This window comes from Kribbella pratensis (assembly GCF_004366075.1).
GTDB classification, from domain to species: Bacteria; Actinomycetota; Actinomycetes; order Propionibacteriales; family Kribbellaceae; genus Kribbella; species Kribbella pratensis.
Genome location: NZ_SODU01000002.1, coordinates 1,120,155 through 1,140,646, shown reverse-complemented (window position 1 = coordinate 1,140,646; position 20,492 = coordinate 1,120,155). Strand labels below are relative to the sequence as shown.

General features: G+C 66.6%; 20 protein-coding genes and 3 tRNA genes. 12 read left to right on the top strand and 11 right to left on the bottom strand.

Annotation, left to right across the window (positions count from 1 at the left end; genetic code table 11):
• Positions 1-10: 10 nt before the first annotated feature.
• Complete coding sequence (locus tag EV137_RS20555; RefSeq protein WP_134130367.1) at positions 11-739, top strand: polyprenol monophosphomannose synthase; 729 nt, start codon at positions 11-13, stop codon at positions 737-739.
• 16 nt (positions 740-755) lie between these two features.
• On the opposite strand, the gene EV137_RS41095 is transcribed toward EV137_RS20555, so the two are convergent.
• The 3 genes from EV137_RS41095 to EV137_RS20540 all read right to left on the bottom strand — a co-directional run bounded on the left by EV137_RS41095 (position 756) and on the right by EV137_RS20540 (position 3,250).
• A complete protein-coding gene (locus EV137_RS41095; RefSeq protein ID WP_202871053.1) occupies positions 756-1,835 on the bottom strand; it encodes a hypothetical protein in 1,080 nt (359 codons plus the stop codon).
• Between the two features lie 96 nt (positions 1,836-1,931).
• The gene (locus EV137_RS20545) at positions 1,932-2,282 is read right to left on the bottom strand and encodes a metallopeptidase family protein (RefSeq protein WP_202870493.1); all 351 of its coding nucleotides are present in this window, start codon (positions 2,280-2,282) and stop codon (positions 1,932-1,934) included.
• 17 nt (positions 2,283-2,299) lie between these two features.
• Positions 2,300-3,250, bottom strand: coding sequence for a LuxR family transcriptional regulator (locus tag EV137_RS20540; protein WP_134130366.1), 951 nt, complete (start codon positions 3,248-3,250; stop codon positions 2,300-2,302).
• A gap of 126 nt (positions 3,251-3,376) precedes the next feature.
• On the opposite strand from EV137_RS20540, the gene EV137_RS20535 reads away from it, so the two are divergent.
• From EV137_RS20535 to EV137_RS20505, 7 genes are all read left to right on the top strand, one after another.
• Positions 3,377-4,531, top strand: a complete 1,155-nt coding sequence (locus EV137_RS20535; RefSeq protein ID WP_134130365.1) for a hypothetical protein — start codon at positions 3,377-3,379, stop codon at positions 4,529-4,531.
• Positions 4,532-4,697: 166 nt separating this feature from the next.
• Positions 4,698-4,770: transfer RNA gene (locus EV137_RS20530), tRNA-Glu, on the top strand.
• Positions 4,771-4,829: 59 nt separating this feature from the next.
• Positions 4,830-4,906 (top strand) — tRNA-Asp (locus EV137_RS20525).
• A gap of 46 nt (positions 4,907-4,952) precedes the next feature.
• A tRNA-Phe gene (locus EV137_RS20520) sits at positions 4,953-5,028 on the top strand.
• Between the two features lie 427 nt (positions 5,029-5,455).
• Positions 5,456-6,187 (top strand): NYN domain-containing protein, encoded by a 732-nt coding sequence (locus EV137_RS20515; protein WP_134130364.1) that lies wholly within the window; start codon positions 5,456-5,458, stop codon positions 6,185-6,187.
• Between the two features lie 329 nt (positions 6,188-6,516).
• Positions 6,517-7,497 (top strand): VOC family protein, encoded by a 981-nt coding sequence (locus EV137_RS20510; RefSeq protein ID WP_134130363.1) that lies wholly within the window; start codon positions 6,517-6,519, stop codon positions 7,495-7,497.
• A 167-nt stretch (positions 7,498-7,664) separates the two neighbouring features.
• Positions 7,665-8,012, top strand: a complete 348-nt coding sequence (locus EV137_RS20505) for a hypothetical protein (protein ID WP_134002665.1) — start codon at positions 7,665-7,667, stop codon at positions 8,010-8,012.
• Positions 8,013-8,054: 42 nt separating this feature from the next.
• Here EV137_RS20505 and EV137_RS20500 read toward each other — a convergent pair whose 3' ends face one another.
• Positions 8,055-8,672 (bottom strand): hypothetical protein, encoded by a 618-nt coding sequence (locus EV137_RS20500; protein WP_134002663.1) that lies wholly within the window; start codon positions 8,670-8,672, stop codon positions 8,055-8,057.
• A gap of 587 nt (positions 8,673-9,259) precedes the next feature.
• Here EV137_RS20500 and EV137_RS20495 point away from each other — a divergent pair.
• On the top strand, positions 9,260-9,661 hold the full coding sequence (locus EV137_RS20495; RefSeq protein ID WP_134130362.1) for a hypothetical protein: 402 nt from the start codon (positions 9,260-9,262) through the stop codon (positions 9,659-9,661).
• A gap of 272 nt (positions 9,662-9,933) precedes the next feature.
• Here EV137_RS20495 and EV137_RS20490 read toward each other — a convergent pair whose 3' ends face one another.
• Together EV137_RS20490 and EV137_RS20485 are read right to left on the bottom strand one after the other, a co-directional pair.
• Positions 9,934-10,590, bottom strand: a complete 657-nt coding sequence (locus tag EV137_RS20490) for a response regulator (protein ID WP_134002659.1) — start codon at positions 10,588-10,590, stop codon at positions 9,934-9,936.
• Positions 10,587-11,735, bottom strand: a complete 1,149-nt coding sequence (locus EV137_RS20485) for a sensor histidine kinase (protein ID WP_134130361.1) — start codon at positions 11,733-11,735, stop codon at positions 10,587-10,589. Before EV137_RS20485 ends, EV137_RS20490 begins: the two co-directional genes overlap by 4 nt.
• Before the next feature lie 156 nt (positions 11,736-11,891).
• Between EV137_RS20485 and EV137_RS20480 the strand changes: the two genes are divergently transcribed.
• Positions 11,892-14,015 carry an MMPL family transporter gene (locus EV137_RS20480; protein WP_134130360.1) on the top strand — a complete coding sequence of 708 codons (2,124 nt, stop codon included), beginning with the start codon at positions 11,892-11,894 and terminating at the stop codon, positions 14,013-14,015.
• 7 nt (positions 14,016-14,022) lie between these two features.
• Here the strand turns inward: EV137_RS20480 and EV137_RS20475 are convergent, their stop codons facing one another.
• Both EV137_RS20475 and EV137_RS20470 read right to left on the bottom strand, forming a co-directional pair.
• A complete protein-coding gene (locus tag EV137_RS20475) occupies positions 14,023-14,505 on the bottom strand; it encodes a DinB family protein (RefSeq protein WP_166679952.1) in 483 nt (160 codons plus the stop codon).
• Between the two features lie 65 nt (positions 14,506-14,570).
• The gene (locus EV137_RS20470; RefSeq protein WP_134130358.1) at positions 14,571-15,221 is read right to left on the bottom strand and encodes a hypothetical protein; all 651 of its coding nucleotides are present in this window, start codon (positions 15,219-15,221) and stop codon (positions 14,571-14,573) included.
• Positions 15,222-15,885: 664 nt separating this feature from the next.
• Between EV137_RS20470 and EV137_RS20465 the strand changes: the two genes are divergently transcribed.
• Together EV137_RS20465 and EV137_RS20460 are read left to right on the top strand one after the other, a co-directional pair.
• Complete coding sequence (locus tag EV137_RS20465) at positions 15,886-17,016, top strand: XRE family transcriptional regulator (RefSeq protein WP_134002649.1); 1,131 nt, start codon at positions 15,886-15,888, stop codon at positions 17,014-17,016.
• The gene (locus tag EV137_RS20460; RefSeq protein ID WP_134002647.1) at positions 17,013-18,215 is read left to right on the top strand and encodes a hypothetical protein; all 1,203 of its coding nucleotides are present in this window, start codon (positions 17,013-17,015) and stop codon (positions 18,213-18,215) included. The genes EV137_RS20465 and EV137_RS20460 overlap by 4 nt, the downstream gene beginning before the upstream one ends.
• Here EV137_RS20460 and EV137_RS20455 read toward each other — a convergent pair.
• From EV137_RS20455 to EV137_RS20445, 3 genes are all read right to left on the bottom strand, one after another.
• Positions 18,165-18,638, bottom strand: a complete 474-nt coding sequence (locus EV137_RS20455) for a GNAT family N-acetyltransferase (RefSeq protein ID WP_166679951.1) — start codon at positions 18,636-18,638, stop codon at positions 18,165-18,167. The genes EV137_RS20460 and EV137_RS20455 overlap by 51 nt on opposite strands.
• Before the next feature lie 106 nt (positions 18,639-18,744).
• Entirely contained in the window at positions 18,745-19,794 is a 1,050-nt protein-coding gene (locus tag EV137_RS20450) for a serine hydrolase domain-containing protein (protein ID WP_134130357.1), read from the bottom strand.
• A gap of 79 nt (positions 19,795-19,873) precedes the next feature.
• On the bottom strand, positions 19,874-20,491 hold the full coding sequence (locus EV137_RS20445) for a tyrosine-protein phosphatase (RefSeq protein ID WP_166679950.1): 618 nt from the start codon (positions 20,489-20,491) through the stop codon (positions 19,874-19,876).
• Position 20,492: the final 1 nt, after the last annotated feature.

The following is a 20,492-nucleotide window of genomic DNA, read 5'->3' as shown; positions in this document are numbered from 1 at the left end:
AAGGAAAGTCATGGGTGAGCTAGCCAAGATCGTGGTCGTCGTACCGACCTACAACGAGCGGGAGAACCTGCCCGTGCTGGCCGGGCTGCTGTCCGACCTGAACCTGCCCGGCCTGGAGCTTCTCGTCGTCGACGACAACTCCCCCGACGGTACGGGCGACGTCGCCGACGAACTGGCGAAGGAGTCGCCGGAGAAGGTCGGCGTACTGCACCGGACCGCGAAGGACGGACTCGGCCGCGCGTACGTCGCCGGGATCACCCGCGCGCTCGACGAAGGCGCCGACATCGTCATCCAGATGGACGCGGACCTGTCGCATCCCGCCTCGGTCGTCCCGACCATGGTCGAGACGCTGCGGACCACGGACGCCGGCGTGGTGATCGGCTCCCGGTACGTTCCGGGCGGCTCGGCAGCGGCCGAGTGGGGCTGGCACCGGCGGGCGCTGTCCGCGTTCGCGAACTTCTACGTGAACGCGATCCTGCGGCTGCACGTGAAGGACGCCACGGCCGGGTTCAAGGCCTGGAAGGCCGACACCCTGCGCTGGATCGACGTGTCGTCGATCGAGAGCAACGGGTACTCGTTCCAGGTCGAGATGAACTACCGCACGGTCAAGCGCGGCCTGAAGATCGCCGAGGTCCCGATCCACTTCGAGGAACGCACCGAAGGCGTCTCCAAGATGTCGCTGAAGGTCCAACTCGAGTCGGCCCTGATGCCCTGGAAGCTCCTTTTCGGCCGCTCCTAGGGCTCTTCGGTCGTTATCAGATCGAGCGGGCGATGGAGGCGAGCATGCGGTCGCCGTCCTTGAACACCGACTTCTGCGCGTCCTTCCGGGCCGCGACGCACAGCGTGACCGTCACGTTGTGGATCGACTCGACGCCGGTCATCGTCGTACACCTGGAGACGAGTGAGAACACGGCACCGTTCGGTGCGGCATAGCGGCCCGAGTAGGTCATCTCGGCCTGGGCGCCGATGTTCGAGTTCGCCGGGCTGACCGTCCGTACCGGCCCCTGCTTGGCGGCCTTCAGATGGTCGGCCTTGATCAGCGCCTGCGCAACCGCGACTACCGCGGTCCGTGGGGAGATGCCGGCCGGGCTGACCACGACCATGGCGGCACCGGCCTTGGTCGTGGCGCCGAGCGTGACGGAGTACGTCGTCGAGCGGCTCTTGCGCCAGCCCGCGGCGGGGGCGACGTACACGTCGTCGTACACGGCGATGCCCTTGTCGACGTCCTTCAGGGTCCGGCGCCGCTCGGCCGGCGTGGGCTTCGGGGTGTACGACGGGGTCGGCGTGGTCGACGGGGTGGTCGACGGGGGCTCGGTGGACGGGCTGGCCGTTGGGGTCTCCACCGAGTCCGTGTAGGTGGCCGTCGGGACCGGGGCGCCGGCATCGGAGTTGTCGTCGCCGCGGGTCGTCAGGAGGACTACAGCGCCAGCGACAAGCGCGACGACCACACCGACAGCGCCGACCAGCAGCCAGGGGCCTTTCGGACGCTTGGTCGCCGGCTGGTGGCTGCCCGAGTACAGGCCCTGCGGCGGCTGACCGCCGTACTGGGGTGGCTGACCGCCGTACTGGGGCGGCTGACCGCCGTATGGCGGTGGCTGGGTGCCGTACTGCGGTGCCTGGTTGCCGTACTGGGGCGGGCCGGAGTGCAGCGGCGGTTGCCCGGGCTGCGGTGGTTGGCCCTGGTGCGGCGGTTGGCCGTACCGCGGTAGTGGAGCAGTGTGTTGCGGCGGTGCGTCGTACGGCTGAGACGGCGTACCGCCCTGAGGCGGCGGGGCGCCGTACGGCCCGGTCGGGCGGTGGTCGGGGTTCCAGGCGGGCGGTTGCTGATCGCTCACGGCGAGAGCCTCACTAGATCGTTCAAAAGGTTGGGCGATCCGGTCCCCGAAACCGGCCGCCAGAGGCTACCTCACACAGCCGCGATCGGCCTAGGGTCAGCCGTAGCCGAGTTCGTGCAGCCGGGCGTCGTCGATGCCGAAGTGGTGCGCGATCTCGTGCACGACCGTGATGTTCACCTCATCGACGACATCGTCGACGTTCTCGCAGATCGCGAGCGTGGGATTGCGGTAGATCGTGATCCGGTCCGGCAGTACGCCGCCGTAGTCGTGCCCGCGCTCGGTCAGCGGGATGCCCTCGTAGATCCCGAGCAGGTCCGGATCGCTCGCCGGCGGCTCGTCCTCGACGAACACCGCCACGTTGTCAATCAGCCCCGCCAACTCCTCCGGCACCTCGTCCAGCGCCTGCGCCACGAGCCCCTCGAAGTCGCCCCGACTCATCTCGATCACCCCGCCAGCGTAGTGACTCAGAGCCAGCCCTGACGGGATGCCTGGACGCCGAGCTGGAACCTGGTCTGGGCACCCAGCGCCTCCTGGAGCCGGCCGATCCGGCGAGCGATGGTGCGCTCACTGACGCCGAACTCGCGGGCGATCGACTCGTCCGTGAGGCCCGCGCTGAGGTACGTCAACAGCCGCTTCGCCTCCAGGCTCGGACCGGCCGTCACGTCGTTCAGCTCGGTCCCGCCGGTGATCGGTACGGCGATCCGCCAGAGCGCCTCGAAGATTCGTTCCAGGCCGCCGAGCAACGGTGAGTCGTGGACGACCAGTGCGACGAACTCGGGTCCCCGGCGTACCTCCGTCCGCGCACCGACCAGCGCCCAGCGGGCGTCGACGACGGTGATGTTGAGCGGTACATGCGGGAACACCCGAGCCTGCTCGCCCGCGTCGATGCACTCCTGCACCAGGTGCAGTGCGCTGGCGTCCTGGAGGACATGCGCTCCGTAGATAACGTCGTACCGCACACCGCGTCGCAGCGCGTCGAACAGGCCCTCCACGATCCGTAGCTCGCGAGCGGCGATGTTGCCCATCGTCATCGCCCGCACGTGCTCCTGAGCTTCGGTCTGGACCGAGTTGAGCACCGACTGCGCGGCGTCGTACGTCGGAAGCACCTCAAGGTAGTCCTGCTTCCCCGCAGCCGTTTTCCACAGCTCTGTGAGCAGATCGGCGCTCTCACGAGCCAGAGCGGCCCGTGTGGTGTGCCGCTCCGCCACGGCGTCCATGGCCAGCCGTGGCGGACGGACCACCAGCGTGCCGTCGGCGCGCTCGACCAGGCCCAGCACGGTCAGCTCGGCCAGATAAGCCTCGATGTCGCCGTAACGGGCAGTGAGGGAGTCCGGCGTGGTCCCCGGGTTCTGCAGCAGGTCGAGGTACAGCGTCTCCGCCGGTGCCGAGACACCCAGCGCCTGGAGCGGCTCCATTGCCCCTGTGTATCAGCAGCGACAGGTTCCCGCCATGCCGGATTCCGACAGGGCTCAGACCTCGTGACGGCCGTCTGCGCCTGCCGATACTGATGCCGCTTCCCCCTCGGTCCCCTAGGAGTGTTCATGAGAAAGACCCTGGTCTGGTCTGCGGTCGCGGCCGTCGGCCTGTCACTCGGCCTGACGGCCGCACCGGCCTCGGCTGCTGTTGCGATGCAGGACCTGTCGCCCGAGGTTCAGCAGGTCGTCGACAACCTCCCGGCCATGCGCGAGCGGGCAGAGGCGGTCCGGGCCGAGCTCGGACTGGCCGACAGTCCGGTCCGGGACGCGCTGCTCGCCGCCATCGACCCGACGCAGTACGAGTGCTCCAGCGCGACGCCTCCCGTGGTGGCGGCAATCATGCCCGACGTCGCAGCGTGGAGCTTCGAGCAGCGTCTCGCCGTACTTCACGTGCTGCTGTTCGACATGGCGATGCTGGACGCCGTCTACTTCCCGCAGAGCGGTCCGTTCAGCTACGGCGTGCGGGGTGAGTTCACTCACACCGTGAACAAGACGTTCCAGAACCTGAAGGGGTTCTGGGATATCCCGTCGAGCGACGTGGAGCTGGTGCCGGCGCACGGACGGATCATGCTCGACGCCGAGCGAGACTACCGGGTGTTCACGGTGCTCTACGGTGCTGACCCGGCCGCCTCGCGGGTGTCGGCCGACTTGGTCGCCCGCGAGCTGAACAGCGCGGCCCTCGGGTACGGCGACCTGCCCCTGTTCACGTTCAACGCGTACGCGGCTCCGGGCGGCGAAGACGTCCCGGCGTACGGCGCCTCGCACCGGCGGATCGCCTTCGGCGACGGCGTACTGGAGGGCTTCGCGAAGATCGGGCTCGGCGACGTGGCACCGCAGGCCATCCTGGCGCACGAGTTCGGTCACCAGATCCAGTACTCGGACGGCCTGATGCGGACAGACCTGCCGGCGCCCGAGTCCGCTCGGTGGGCGGAGCTGATGGCGGACGCGTTCAGTGCGTACTTCCTCACACACGCCCGCGGCGAGGCGATGAACTGGAAGCGGGTCCAGGCCTTCGGCCAGATGTTCTACCAGCTGGGCGATTGCGGCTTCACCAGCGCCGGCCACCACGGCACCCCCAACCAGCGGATGGGGTCCGCCCTCTGGGCGTACGGCGTCGCGGACGCCGCCCGACCGCAGGGCTTCGTCCTCCCGGCGCGGAGCTTCTACGACCTGTTCGCTGCCCGATACCCGCAGCTGATCGCCCCTGACGCGACCACCTGACGTCGCGCGATCAGCTGTCCGGGCCGGTCACGCCCACCCGGCCCGGGGCGCCGTACGCCGAGCTCCTCCGCGGCGTACGGCGCCCCTCGAGAACTCGTTTTGGAGCCTGACACCAAGTCCTCTATGCTTACGGCTGTCCCTGGAGCTTCGGCTCCCGCGGGTCCGAGTCCCCATCGTCTAGTGGCCTAGGACGCTGCCCTTTCAAGGCGGTAACGCGGGTTCGAATCCCGTTGGGGATACGGTCGAAAGACCGGTGCAAGAAGTACCTCGAAGATGCTGTAAGATCATCGAGTCATTTGGCCCAGTGGCGCAGTTGGTTAGCGTGCCGCCCTGTCACGGCGGAGGTCGCGGGTTCGAGTCCCGTCTGGGTCGCCAGGAGAAGGCGGCGGTGTCCACAACACCGCCGCCGAACTTTCTCCCCGGTCAGGTAGCTCAGCTGGTAGAGCGTCCGCCTGAAAAGCGGAAGGTCGGCGGTTCGAGACCGCCCCTGACCACCACCACCCTCTCCGCTCAACCGGGGAGGGCTTTTCTTTCCCACGCACGCTCCGGCTATCGCCGGCAATGTTGCGAGCTGCCGCTCGCGGCTTGCGCGCTTATCGCGCGCCCCGACGGCCAACGTCGACCACCGCTCACAACGTGACCGTGCCCACGGCGAACTGCCGAACTCGCCTCGCCGCCCAGATGTTTTACCGTGCCCGAGTCGGCCCGAGCTGTCGGCCTTGCCAAAGAAGTGGATGGTCAGCCTGAGGACATTGGAGAGCAGGCAGCCGGCCGCTGGCGCCTGTCAGGATCGAGCAGAATTGTGGGGAGCTCTACAGCCACCCGGTGTCGCAACCCACACCTGAGCCAACGCGACCGATCGCACTGTCCACAAGGCCCGACGGGCAAGTACTCAATCGGCTCGACGTGGACTAGTTTCTGCGCATGCGTGTCGGCGTGTATGTGGACGGTTACAACTTGTACTACGGGGGTCGTGACTGGTGCGGCCGCAGTCAACCTGGCTGGCGCTGGTTGGACATCCGCCAGATGATCGACGGGATCCTCGTCCGGAAGTCAGGCTGGTCAACCGCGACGATTCATCGCCTCGTCTACTGCACAGCGCGGATCGACGCCCGCACGAACCCCTCGGGTCAATTCGATCAGGACACGTACCTGAAAGCACTGCGTAGCAGTGGATGCGTGGACCATATCGAGTACGGGAAGTACGTTGCACGGACGAAGACCGCGCCGCTGGCAACAAAGGACAGGCAAGGTCGCCCTGTCGTCGTGACTTCTGGCTGGCCCGTCATGGTCCAGGACTCGTCGTCGCAGCCTGTGCCTAACGCGCAGTTCCTCGTCAGCGTGTTGAACACAGAGGAGAAGGGCTCAGACGTCAACGTCGCATCGCATCTGCTGATCGACGCTCTCACAAGTGCCGTCGATGCGGCTGTGATCGTGTCGAACGACAGCGATCTCAAGTTCCCTATCCAAGAGGCTCGCAAGCGCGTCCCCGTCGGGGTGATCAACCCGACCAAGAGCTACCTCGCGGGCGACCTCAAGGGGCGCCCGACGGACGGCGTGGGAGGCCACTGGTGGTACAGGCTGGACGCGTCGGACTTCACGAGCTCCCAGTTCCCACTCCAGGTCGGCAACTACGCTTGCCCCGCAGGCTGGTAGGCCGCGGCTTCCCGGCAAGCTTGCCGCAGATAATCTGCCGGGCTAAAGTGGGCGACATCAACCACCCGTCCCCTCGTGGGGCGGGTTTTTCTTGTGCCCACTCGCACCCCTGCGACGGCAAGCCGTGCTTGGCAGTTGGCGCGACCCCGCGCAGTGCGGGAAGCACCGTCGACCTTAAAGGCAGAAGGTTGGCGGTTCGAAACCGCCCCTGACGACGCCCTGACCTGCAGTTCGATGTCGCGAGGCCGTCGGCCAGTTCGCTGGTCCAGGTCCAGCGCTCCGGAAGGTCGAGTCTTGATCGGGTGGTCCGTCGGGGTGAGACTGCGGAGATGCCTCGAGATCTCGTCGAAGTTGCATGCCGCTGGGTCGACGCCTTGGAGCAGGCGGACGTACCGGCGGCCAACGCGGTCAGCGGTCTCGTCGGATGGGATCCAGGTCCGTGGATCGCCGAGGCGTGGGAGCCAGATGTGGAGGAGCTCGCGGGTTCGGACCGGGCGGTGAGCAGTGCGCGGCTGGTCAACGACCGCATGGTCCGCGTCGTCCTGGTCGGCAACCGTGGGCAGGCGTTCGTGAGTGTGGTGCTCGACGAGGCTGCCAAGGTTGTCGGTACGTCGATCGACGCCGACGAGCACGACGGACGATTCTGGGTTGTCGTGGGCTGCCCCGAGGAGCGCGAGGACGAGCTGCGCGCGTTCTACACGATGCTCACCCATGGACGGATCGGGACAGGCGAGGGCCGGATGCGCCCTCCACGCTGGCGCGACCCGACCAGCCCAACGCAGATCCACCTCGACGTGCTCGTCGCCGACCTGGAGGCCGCCGAGCAAGCGGTGCTGGAGCACCGGGCGACGAAGCTGGAGGAGTTCCCCGGCTGGCGCGTGTACGCCGACCCGGTGGGCCATCCGTTCTGCCTCTACCCCGGCCTCACCGAACCCACGGATCGATTCGGCACGCTCGTCCGCGTGGTGATCGACTGCGCCGATCCACTACCGCTGGCTCGGTTCTGGGGCGGTGTGCTGGATATGCGCCGTACGGTCGATGACTCACCCGACCGGATCGTGATTGCCCGTGAGGACGACCGGTTGCCGATGATCGCCCTGCAGCGCGTCCCCAACTACCAACCACCGCGCTGGCCCGACCCCGAATACCCGCCACAGATGCACTTCGACATCGGCTTCGACGATCGGGCCGAGAAGGAACGCCTTGCCCTCCGGCTCGGAGGAACCCTGCTACCACCGCAGGGCGGCAGCTGTCCCGTGTACGCCGACCCCGCCGGCCACCCGTTCTGCCTTTGCTACAAGGGCGAATGAGCCGACTTCACATCCCTGCGATGTAGGCTGACCGGCGCTTGCTGCGGTGCAGCACGATCGATCAGGGTTCTGGGGGACAGGAAATGCCGACGTACGAGTGGACCGCAGCGAACGATGGATACAGGTCGCCTCGGAGCCCGTGGCGGAGGGTTCAGATCGTCATCGGCTTGGGTGTGCTGGCGTGCCTGTGCGTCTTCGCCGTGCGCTACATGACAGGTGCGCCAGGAGACGGTACTCCGGTCCTCGATGCGACGAGCTACAAGACCAACGTCGACTGCCAGGTCAACACAGTCGGATCGCAGGGCACGGTAACGATCAACGGCACGATCACAGGCGACGCGTCGAGCTATTCAGTGACCGTTGAGGTCCTGGACGCAGCCTCTCAGCAGAGGATCGGCGGACAGACTTTCGAGGTCCGCGACACGACCACCTTCGGAGGAACTACCCCGGCGCAGGCTCCCATCGGACCGGCCGGCATTGAATGCAAGATCACCAAGGTGGGCGCCGGGCAGTGAGGCCAACCCAGCCTCGCGACCGTACGACCCAGGCGCTTCCGGTCAGGAGCTTCCCTGCCGCAGGCCCAAGCATGCGAGCAGCTCGAAGAACGAATCTTCCACGAACGCCCCTTCGTGTTCGAAGCGTGCAGCCAGCTCTGACGGTGGGCACGGCACCGCCAGACCCGCATCCAGAGCCCACGAACGCGCGCGCTCGGCGGCGGCCAGACCAGTCGGCACGGCAGCGCGCAGTCGAGCGCACTCGGCCTCGAACTCGCGCTCGTAGTCGGCGTTCATCTTCGTGATCGAGGCATCGTCCAACCAATTGCCGTCCGCATCGAACGGCGCCGGCGGAAGCAGTTGGTGGCTGACGACACCCTTGATCTCCAGATAGGTCATCCAGTGACCGGACGGCTCGCTGAACATGTCCAGTCGAGCGCCGTCACTGTCGAAGACCTCGCAGGCGATGACAGGACCCTTCGAAGACACTTCGAGGTCCTGCCAGGTGCTTTCCGTCAGCTGTGCCGATGTTGCCCACACCTGCCATACAGCCCAGGGAGCGGGCAACGAGTCCAGCCATCCGCCAGTGCATCGCTCTACCAGAACGTCTTCCAGTCCGTCGACGAGCTCACGCGGAGAGGCAGTGGACCGGCTGACTACAAAGGTGCCCCAGAAACCCACATCGTCCTCCGCTGCTGGTCCGTCCGGGACAAAATACCGCGCCAACCCTCTAGCCGGGCCCCCGATTGGGAGCTCGACATGCTCCTGCTGTACGCGGGCACGCCAGGCCTCACGCCAGCCGGATGATGTCGGCCTGGCCGCCCGTAACCGTCCTTCTCACGTGCGGGTTCTGGGAATCGAACAACCGCTTCGCCAGGACCGTCCCCAGTTCGGTGGGTGGGGACAGCGTTGACATGCGCAGGGTCTGCTCAGAGTAATCTCGTGACATGCCTGCTCAGTCGATGCGGGGTTCCAGCAGCTGCGAGATGTGTTGCGCCTCTGGCGTCTGCGGGCGGTTGCGTACTCCGGTCTGGGCTTTGACCAGGCGCTGGAGGCGGCCCGTGAGGATCGAGCTGACGAGTTCGTACCGGCTGCGCAGGCCATACCGGGTTGGTCCGATCGCCTGTGAGCGTGGAGCTCACGCATCCGCGTTGGGCGGCTGAGCTGTGACTCGTCGGGCGTTGGTGCTTACGGGTGGGCCTGCGGTGGGGAAGAGTGTGACGGGGCGGGCTCTTGCGGGAGGGCGGCTGCGGTGTGCGTTTGTTGATGTGGATGATGTGCGGCAGCTGGTTGTCGCGGGTGCTGCTGCTCCGTGGGAGGGAGTGGAAGGGCAGGAACAGCAACGGCTTGGCGTAACTAATGCCTGCGGTCTGGCTCGGAATTTCGTGGCCGTGGGCATTGAAGTTGTCGTCGCTGATGTGCTTACGCCGGAGACCTGCGACTTGTACAGGCAGGAGCTGCCGGGGTGCCTGATTGTGCACATGACGGTCAGCTTTCCGGAGGCGTTGCGGCGTGCGGCGTCGCGGAAGGTCTGGCTGACTGATGATGAGTTTCGGATGCTTCACGAGGCCGATGCCGCGAATCCTCCGGCCGCCGATCACCGTCTCCAGGTAGACGGACTCGACGTGCAGAGCCAGACCAAGAAGTTGGAGAGGCTCTGGGTGGGCTAGTACTACAGCCGGGCTTTGTGACAGGAGCTCCAGCCCGGGTGCCCAACCTGGCGTGGGGAGGATTTCGTGCCGAATCGGGTACAAAGCCCTCCCCAACCCGGCGCCGCGGCGGCGGCAGTGTGCGACGAGGCGGTTGGGTGGATCGCCGGCACTCACTAACCCGCGGCGCCGGCGCCGAGCGACGGCGCCTCACGCGTGATCCCGGACAGCTGCGATCGGTTGGTGAGTGGCACACGTCCGGCGCCCCGACCTCACGAAGTCCGGCCGTAGTACTAGGGCTTGATGCGGGTGGTTTCGTAGGCCCAGATGGCTATTTCTACGCGGTTTCGGGCGCCTATCTTGGCCATGATGCTGGTCAGGTGGGTCTTTACGGTGCTGAGGCTGATGTGCAGTTCGGTCGCGATCTCGGCGTTGGTGCGGCCGGTGGCTGCGGCGATCAGGACTTGTTCTTCGCGAGTGGTCAGCGGATCGACGGGTTGGACCGGGGTGCGGCCGGTCGGTGGTTCGGAGAACGCGGACAGCAGCCGAGCGGTGATCTTTGGGGCGATCAGTGCGTCGCCGTTGGCGGCGGCGTGGATCGCCTGGACGAGAAGGTCGGGCCCGGCGTCCTTGAGGAGGAATCCGCGCGCTCCGGCCTTCAAAGCGCCGTACACGTACTCGTCGAGATCGAAGGTGGTGATCACCACGATCGGCAGTGGGTCGACGACGCCAGGTCCGGCTAGTTCGCGGGTCACCGCGATCCCGTCGAGCCCGGGCATCCTGATGTCGAGCAGACACACGTCAGGCCGCAGTCGGCGGGCGAACTCCACTGCTTCCAGGCCGTCGGCCGCCTGACCGACCACCTCGATACCGGGCTGGGCGTCGAGGATCATCGCGAGTCCGGTCCGGACGAGATCCTGGTCGTCGGCGACAAGCACCCGGATCGTCATCGGCCGGAAGCCGATCGCTGAAGAGGCAGCACCACGTCAACAGACCAGCCGCGGTCCGGATCAGGACCCGCCGCGAGCGTCCCGCCGAGCAGCGTGGCCCGTTCTGTCATCCCCACCAAGCCATAACCTCCCGGGTTCCTCGAGGTGGCCTCCCCGTCGTCGCGGACAGTCAGCCGGACGGAGTCGTCGTACGACGTCAGCCGGACGTCGATGCGAGTTGCCTGCCGGGCATGCCGTACGGCGTTGGTGATCGACTCCTGCGCGATGCGATAGATCGCTGCGCCGACCGTCGGTCCGAGGTCATCGAGGTCTCCCGACACCTCGACCTCGACCCGCGGCCGCTCTCCGACGCTGCGAGCGAGCCGCTCCAGGTCGGCCACGCCCGGCTGTGGGGCGAGCGCCGCCGTACCGTCGTCCCGCAGTACGCCGACCATCGCCCGCATCTCGGCCAGGGTCCGCGTACCCTCCGCCTCGATGATGGCGAGCGCGTCGACCGCGGCGTCCGGGCGCGTGGCGGCGACGGCTCGGCCGGCCTGGGCCCGGATGACGATCGCCGAGACATGATGAGCGACTGTGTCGTGCAGTTCCCGGGCCAACAGCTCGCGCTCCCGGAGTCGCACCTGGCCCAGTTCGCGGTTCCGGGCGGTCCACCGATAGCGGAACGCGGCCCCGAGCGTCGCCGGGGACAACAGGAACATGCTGCCGGCGGCGGCCTCGCCGTACCCGGTGAAGTCGCTGGCGATTCCTAGCACCAGCGCCACCAGGACGAACACCAGCCCGATGAGGATCTCGCGGCCGGATGCCCAGCGAACGAGTGAGTACGGCAGCAACACCACGCAGATCATCGAGTACAGGCCGAAGGTCGCGTTCCCGCTGATCAGAGTTACGACGTTGACCACGATCAGGGTGCCGAACACGGCGGCCACCACGGCCAACGGGCGGGTACGACGCCACAGCAGAGCGCACGCGGTTGCGCCGGCCACCACGACCGCGACGGGCCTCCAGACGACGTCCTCACGGAGTACGCCTTCGAGAACGACCGCCGTCAGCAGACCGGCGACGAGCACCCAGTCGCGCCACACCCGCCTGGGTGCGTCGGGTGCTCGCGGCTCGGCCAGCAGCGAGCGTACGGCGATTCTCACCATGACCACAGCGTAGGGACTCCGGCTGCCGATCGGATCGGCTCAAAGTACGGGACGCGACCCAGCTGTTCGGCCGAGGGAAGTCTGGCTCATCGCCCGAGGTGAGAGCCGGGCCCTCGGCCACACGATGAGTCCAACTCTGGCTGAAGGGGATCCATGATGAGGTCGAATCTGTACAGACTGGGCCGGTACGCCGCACGTCGGCCCTGGGTGGTGATCGGGGCGTGGCTGGTGGTCGCAGCGCTCGTGGTCGCCGCATCCGGCGCCTTCGGCAAGAAGCTCGAGGAATCGTTCGGAGCGCCTGGCGTGGACTCGCAGTACGCGACGGACCTGTTGTCGGCCGCAGGCGCGGATCAGGCGGGGCTGACCGCGAAGGTGGTCGTGACTCCGCTCGACTCGACGGCCACACTTGCTTCACCCGAGCTGCGGGCTGCGCTGGCCCATTTACGGTCGACCGCGGCGTTGCTGCCCCACGTGCTGGGAGCCGGCGATCCCGTCATCTCGCCAGACGGCCGCGTCGGGCTGATCCGGCTTCAATACCCGGTGCTGGACAAGCTGGAGCCGAGCGATCTCGAGCAGCTCAAGACGCTCGCGGCGGTTGACGTGCCGCTGCGGATCGAGCTGGGCGGGGATCTTTTCTACGCGTTCGAGCAAGGTCAGGCCGGTCTCGGCGAGGCGGTCGGGCTGATCGCTGCGATGGTCATCCTGCTGCTCGCGTTCGGATCGATCATCGCGATGGGACTTCCGATCGGGATGGCCGTGTTCGGCCTCGCGCTGGCGATCAGCTCGCTGTCCCTGGTCACGTACCTCATCGAGCTGCCCAGTTGGGCGCCGGTGCTCGGCAGCATGATCGGCCTCGGCGTGGGCATCGACTATGCGCTGATCATCGTCACCCGGCATCGCGAGTATCTGGCCCGCGGGATGGCGGTCGATGAGTCGGTCGGGAATGCTGTCGCCACGGCGGGACAGGCTGTGCTCTTCGCCGGTGGCACGGTGGTGATCGCGATCCTCGGGCTGGCGGTGGCCGGCGTACCGTTCATGACCGCCGGCGGGATTGCCATCTCACTGATCCTGCTGACGATGGTGCTCGCTTCGATCACTTTGCTGCCCGCATTCCTGGGACTGGCCGGACACTGGATCAACCGCCTTCGGGTACGGCGGGTGCAGTCGTCTCCTGGTACGGGTTGGCAGCGGTGGGCAGCGCACGTGTCCAAGCACGCCGCGGCGTACGCCGTCGGCGCCACCATCCTGCTGCTGGCGCTGGCCGCACCCGTGCTCGCACTCCGCGTCGGAACGCCCGATGACGGCGCGCTGCCCGTGCAACGCACCGAGCGTCGTGCCTACGAACTGGTGGCCGCGGGATTCGGTGCCGGCAGCAACGGTCCGCTGGTGATCGCTGTCGACATCTCTCGAGATCCGGCCGTCGTACAGCCCTTGTTCAACGCCGTCCGCGCCGATCGGGGCATCGCGTCGGTCGCACCTCCTTCGGTGAACACTGCGGCCGGTGTCGCGTCGCTGATCGCCGTACCGACGACGGGGCCGCAGGACGCTGCGACGATGACGACAGTCAAGCGGCTCCGCGAGGAGGTCTTTCCCTCGGTACTGCGGGACAGTCCGGCGAAAGCTCATGTCGGTGGTCAGACGGCGACCCTCGCGGATGTGGGAGCGAAGGTCAACGATCGGCTGCCGTGGTTCATCGGCGCCGTGATCCTGTTGTCGGTCGTACTTCTCGCCGTGGTCTTCCGGTCGGTCGTCGTACCGCTGAAGGCCGCGCTGATGAACCTGCTCAGCATCGGCGCCTCCTTCGGCGTCATGGTGATGGTCTTCCAGTGGGGCTGGGCCGCGGACCTGATCGGGCTGGAATCGACCATTCCGATCCTGCCGTTCATCCCGATGTTCATGTTCGCCGTGGTGTTCGGGCTCTCGATGGACTACGAGGTGTTCCTGCTCAGCCGGATCCGCGAGGAGTACCTCAGGACCCGCGACAACACCGCCTCGACCATCCACGGCATCACCACCACCGGCCGCGTGATCACCTCGGCAGCGTTGATCATGATCGTGGTCTTCGTCAGCTTCTCCCTCGCCGACGACCCAACAGCCAAGATGTTCGGCCTCGGCCTCGCCACCGCCGTACTCGTCGATGCGACCATCGTGCGACTGGTTCTCGTACCGGCCTTGATGAAACTGCTGGGCGACGCCAACTGGTGGACGCCGGCTTGGTTCAACCGGCGACCGCCCGTGGTCGCCGTCTCTGAGCGTGAATCGGTCAGTGTTTCCGAGTAGAGCGGCGTCAGTCGCCTGTTGTGCCGTCGAGGGACTCTCGGATGATGTCGGCGTGGCCGTTGTGGCGGGCGGTTTCCTGGATCATGTGGAGCAGGATCGCTCGCAGGTTGGCCTCCGCTCCCGACGGCGTTGCGACCACGTCGTCGAGGTCGCCGGCGGCCACGACGGCCCGGGCCCGTTCGCAGGTCCGTAGGTACTGTCCGACCACGACGCCGGCCGTCTCATCAGTACCGACGCGGAAGTCCGCATCTGGGCCACCGTCGATCGGGAACAGATCCGGCTCGGGCAACCCTGCGTAGATCTTGAGGAACCAGCCATGCTCCGTTTCGGCGAGGTGTTTCACCAAACCCAGCAGGCTGAGTCCAGACGCTGTCATCGGGCGGCGCAGTGGCTCGGCTTCGAGCCCGTCCAGCTTGCGAAGCAAGGTGGCGCGGTGGAAGTCGAGCTGCTGTGTCAGCGCGTCGCGCTCGTCGGCCAGACGATTCGGCACAGCCCTATCCACGGGCGACGTAAACACCATGCGCCGACACTACGACCGACGGACGAGGTGCTGGGCTACTTGAGGTGGGGGTGAAGGGAGAGTCTGGCCCCTGTGGAGGAGCTGACTACGGCTCGGTCTCCAAGAGGGGTGGTGAGGGTTACGGTGGCAGGGGTGCTCAGGCCTACATCCACGCAGCCGCCCTTCAGTGGGCTGTGGCTTCCGCCGATGATCACCATGTCCTCGAACTCGACGACATGGGCTGTCAGGTTCGGGTCGCACTTTCCGTGGTGGAGGTTGAAGGTCAGCGAGTTGCCGTCGACCTTCGTCAGCCTGCCGACCGGGAGAAGGTTGCGGTCCAGCTCGGCGAGGCCCGGCAATGGAGCGGGGTCGACCAGGGGCTGGAGTACCGCCGCGGAGACTGCCAACGCGACGATCGGTCTCGACAAGCCCTTCGCGGTGAAGGACCACGCCGGTACGGTCGCGCGGCCGGAGCTCGTGTCCACGTCAACTGTCTTCAAGGAGCCGCCGGTGATCGTGAGTTTGCACTGCGATACCGGCACCGCCATGTGTCCGCAGTTGTCGTACGTTTCTCCGATCGCTTCGGTCAGCGCACGCCGGGGATCGAGGACATCCGCGGAGACACTCGGTCCGTCGCCGAAATCGAGGCGGGTCTTGCCGCCGGATCGGAGTTTCACGCCCGGCGCGATGGTCACGTACCCGGCCATCCACGCAACCTTCTGCTCGGTCGTGTCGAAGCCCAGACCGGGCGTTCGGGACGAGTACAGAAAGATTCCTTCCGGCGGTTTCGGGATCCCTGCGGCCCGGACGGCTGCTGCGACAGCGCGAGCCCGTTCGAGAAACGCCGGAGTCCCAGGACCTGATGGGATCTGCCCCGGAACCGCGTCATGAGCCGGCTGGGAGGTGGCCGTCGCACTGCTTGCCGCAGACGTTGGCGCCGCCGCGTTCCCGCATGCCGACAAAGTCAGGGCGCTGAGCACAACCAGACAGCTGATGAGCCTCATACCTAGACGACGCGCTGTGCATGGCAATTCGTTGCGGCAGTCAGGGACGGAGAGATGGTCAGGGAGCGGGTGGTTGGTGAAGCCGTCGGACAGGATGACTATCTCCGCGCGTCGCGTGGTTTCAGTTGGCTTCAGGTCGACTTCAGTATTACGGTAGATCCACGGTGTAACTGCGGTCAATCGCCAGTTTGTCAGGAGCAATGGTGATCCGAGCCGTATAGAGAGCCCCCATTCCGAAGACAGCAGGACGGCTGGGTGACCCCCGGCGTGCGCGGTACAGCAGGGCTCGGTGAAGTCGGGTAGAGCGGGTGTAGGATCAGCCGATCCGCCGCACCCGCAAGTTGGTCGACCATTTACGGGAGTGAGAGTGGCCCCTTCTCCAGAGGCCGTACGACTCGCCAGGCGACTTCGGGACCTACGGGAATCCGGGCGACTGACTCAGAAGGAACTGTCGAGTGCGCTCAGCACCGGCGAGACCCGCGTCGCGGTGGCAACGATCAGCTCGTGGGAGTCGCAGTCCAACCCGAAGCTCCCCCCGGAGGAGCGGCTGCGGTCGTACGCGCTGCTCTTCGCGATGTCCGAAGTACCCGAACGGCTGCCTCGCGAGCAAGACCTGAGCGGAGCCGAGCGGGAGCGTTTCAATGCACTTCACCGTGAGCTGGGCACGCTCCGGGAGGACGTACGCCACCAGCAGACCGGTTCCCCGTCCTCCGGCAACTCGTACACCTTTGACTTCGAATCCGGGCGGATCACGCTCATCTGCCCGGAGGTCCCGGAGCTGGGACGCTCTCCGCTCGCGGACGAGAAGAACCCGAACTACACCAAGCTGTACAGATATGCCGACCTCGACGCACTGATCGAGATGTGGGGTCATGTCCGCGCGTCCAACCCGGAGCTGCGCGTGCGGCACCGCCTGCCGACGGAGGTGAGCGCGGATCACCTGTCCGGCCATCTCATCCTGATCGGCGGTATCGCCTGGAACCGCGTCACCAGTCGGCTGCTGCGGGTTCTCGACAACCTGCCGATCCGGCAGCTGTCGGTGCCGGATCTGGCCGACGGCGAGATCTTCCGCTCCCGCGACGGCAAGGAGTACCGGCCGGTCTGGGAGGAAAGCAAGGAACCCGTCCCCGAGAACGAGGCGCCGTCGCAGGCGGACCTCGAGGCCGAGCAGGCCCAGGACGCGTGGCGTGACGACACCCCCCAGGAACTCGCCGAGGACGTCGCTCTGTTCGCCCGGCTGCCCAACCCCTTCAACCACAGCCGCACCATCACGATCTGCAATGGGGTCTACAGCCGGGGAGTGCTCGGCGCAGTCCGAATGCTCACCGATGACGCGGTCCGCGACCGCAACGAGGCCTACCTGGCCGACAGGTTTCCAGGTGGCATCTTCGGCCTGCTGATGCGAGTTCCCGTGATCAACGGCGAAGCCGTCACCCCGGACCTCGAAATCGCGGACAACCGCCTCTTCGAATGGTCCCCCGAGGGGGATGGCGAATGAGCCGTCAGATCAGGCACGGCCAGTCCCATGCGGGACTGCTCCGTGACGGCTCCGCTCCGGTGGCGGCCTCTGCGAACACCCGCCTGGACGCGATCGTGGTCCCGGCCGCGCGACCGGCCTTCGCGTTGCAGGACGTCATCAGCCTGTCCGCCGCGTTGTCCGTGCCGCTCGTCATCCTGTGCAGCCGGCAGGCGCAGGTCAGGCAGGTCGCGCGCCGCGTAGAGAAAACCTTGGGCGCACAGGCGATCGTTGTCGAGGTGCCCGAGGATTACCGGCCTCCGTGCGACACGCCGCTGACGTCGAGCGGTGACTTCCAGGCGGCCTCGGCCAATCGATCCAGTGATCTCAGCACGAAGCGCAACATCGGTCTGCTGCTCGGCCGGATGTGCGGATGGAGCAAGATCCTGTTCGTCGACGACGACATCAGAGGGTTCAGCCCGCGGGACGTCAGGCGTCTTGCCGGGTATCTCGACCGGCATCCGGTCGCGTCGATGGTCAGCCGGTACTTCCCTGACAACTCGGTGGTCTGCCACGCGCGCCGGCTCGCGGGGTTCAAGCAGGACGTGTTCGTCAGCGGCGCAACCCTTGGCGTGAACCTGCAGCATCCGGACCAATCGTTCTTCGCCGATGTCTACAACGAGGACTGGTTCTTCTTCGCACGGCATGCAGCGGAGCGGTCGTTGATGAAGATCGGTGAGGTCAGCCAGCTCGAGTACCGGCCCTTCGCCGATCCGCAGCGAGCGGCCCGCGAGGAGTTCGGCGACCTGCTGGCCGAAGGACTGTACGCAGCGTTCGAGCGCCGGTCAGGCTCGAGCTTCGAGCAGCAACTCGCGATCGCGACCCGGACCAGCTACTGGGAGGACTTCAAGGGCATCCGGCTCAAGACGATCGCCGAAACGACCGAGGCACTTCGGCGAGCCCAGCTGTGGATCAGCGAGGCCGACCGCGACAGCGCGAAGGAGTCGCTGAGGATCGCGCAGGAGCGAGCGGAGAGCATCTCGCCGGACCTGTGTGCGGATTTCATCGTGAACTGGCAGGAGGACGAGCGTCGCTGGCAGAAGATGCTCACTCATTTCCCGCAGGTCAGGAGAGAACGCGACGCGCTGGCCGAGCTCCAGTTGCCGACCTGGATCTCCTGTGGCTACGGGCTACCCACCGAATCGCAGACGGATCTCGCGGCGGCCGGAGCCGTCTGCTAGCAGCTGACGTTCTCCGGTCGCGTAGAAGCCCAGTCGCTCGTACACCTGGCGGGCGATGGTGTTCGTGTCCAGGACCCAGACGCGCCACTCGGTGACGTCGGGTTCGACCGCCGACAGGTGCCCGAGGACCGCTCGCAGTACGCCGTTGCGGCGGTACCTCGGGTCCACCCAGACCGACTCGATGTGGCGCTCGTACGTCGGGCGGTTGGCGACGCGGACGGAGCTTGCCAGGCCGATGACCCGGGACTCCTCCCGGGCCACGGCCCACTGCATACGGGTGAATCGTTCGCGCCAGCCGTCCTCACCGACGGTCACCTCGTCCTCGTAGTCGGCGATGTACGCCGACGGAGAATCCTTCAGGGCCCGGAGACGGACGTCCCGGGCGATCGGCCAGTCGTCGGCACCGAGTATGGCGAGTTCCAAGGTCCCGGACCCCTTCGGGAGATGGCAACAAGGCATCCATACCAGTGTCGCCGTTTCTCTCGGCCACCAAACCGACGAGACGACATGTCACATGCGGTAACCGGTTTCAGCGACAGATCGCCTGATCCACGAAGGCGTCCACGGATTTGTCCGGGTTGTCCGGCAGGTGCGGAGTCACGGCCACGGTGACCTGCCGCCGGGTGTCCTCCGTCGAGAACGAGTACGCCTGGTACGCGAGCGCGTCGCCGTCGTTGCCGTACACCCGCACCTTGCAACTGGTGTCGTGCCACGCCAGCCCGAGGCCGTACTTCCCGTCCGCCGTACCAGGCGTCTTCATCGCGTCGAGCAGCGGGGCCGGGAGCAACTGCCCGCCGAGCAGGGCCGCGAAGAAGCGGTTCAGATCGCGCGTCGTGGAGATCATGTCGCCACTCGCTCCGAACAGCGTCGGGTTCATCTCGGTGAAGTCGAGTTGACCGCCGTCCTTCGGGATGTAGCCGTGCGCGTGCGGTCCCTTGATGTACGGCGACGTACCGGGAAGCGACGTACCGTGCAGGCCGAGCGGACGGATCAGGCGCCGCTCGATCTCCTCGGCGTACGTCCGGCCGGTCACCTTCTCGATGATCTCGCCGATCAGCAGGTAATTGGTGTTGGAGTAGTCGTACTGCGAGCCCGGCTTGTCGAACACCGGCGGATTCGCGAGGGCCCGCTCGATCTGCTCGGGTGCGGTCCACGTGCGATAGCGCAGCGCGTAGAACTCCGCGCTCGGTGGCATCGGCAACGTTTCCTTGAAGTCGTACAAACCGCTGGTGTGGTTGAGCAATTGGCGCACTGTGATGTTCGCGCCGTTCGGCACGACACCCGGCAACCAGCGTTCTACCGAGTCCTCGAGCCGAATCCGCTTCTCGGCAACGAGTTGCAGTACGACGGTGGCAACAAAGGTCTTCGTGATACTCCCGATCCGGAATCGCCCCGCCACCGGGACCTTCCGTGAACTGCCGAGTTCCGCAACCCCGCTAGTCCCCCGCCAGACCGCCCCGCCGTCCCGCACCTCAGCCACGGCCCCGATCGCCACCACGTCGTCGAGCCCTTTCTGCAACGGCGAAGCCACCCCCGACGTCAATCCAACAACCGCCGCCGTCACCAATGCCACCAGCATCCCGATCTCCTCTTGTGTGTCCGATGGCCTCAACCCTTCCGGCAGCGGACAACACAAACATCGGGGATCGCCCTGGGATTCACCCCGTCAGACGACTGGTCAACGCCTTCAATTCTTCAGTGGTAGCCCCTGACTTCAGCAGGTACTCACGCGTCCCGCCGTACCGCTGCTGCACATGAGAAAGCAGGCGCAGAATCGTGGATGCGGTGGCCTCGGAGGTTTCGTAGTCGATGGCGATCAGGTCTCGCGGTACGCCGGCCAGGTCGAGCGTCAGCGCGATGACAACACCCGTCCGGTCCTTGCCCGCGTGGCAGTTCACGACCACGCAGCCGGGTGGTGCGTCGGCGATCGCGGCCACGGCCGACGCGACGCGGGCGCCGTAGTCGTCGACAAGCACGACGTACTGCTCGAACAATCCCAGGTCGGACACATCCTCGTCCGCCGGATCCCAGAGTGGGACGTTCCGCCATCGTGCGTCATCGGCGTACGGCGACGGCCACGTCTCGCATTCCCAGGCGCTACGGAGGTCCACGAATCTGGTGATTTCGATGGCCTCGACGGTGGAGCGGCCGGTCGGGGTCAGTTGATCCAGGTTGTCGCTTCGGATCAGGCGCCCTGGTTGGAGCTCGCCGGTTGTGGTCGGTAGGCCGCCGAGGTCCCTGACGTTGCGGCAGTCCGGCCAGATCAGAGGGGGCACG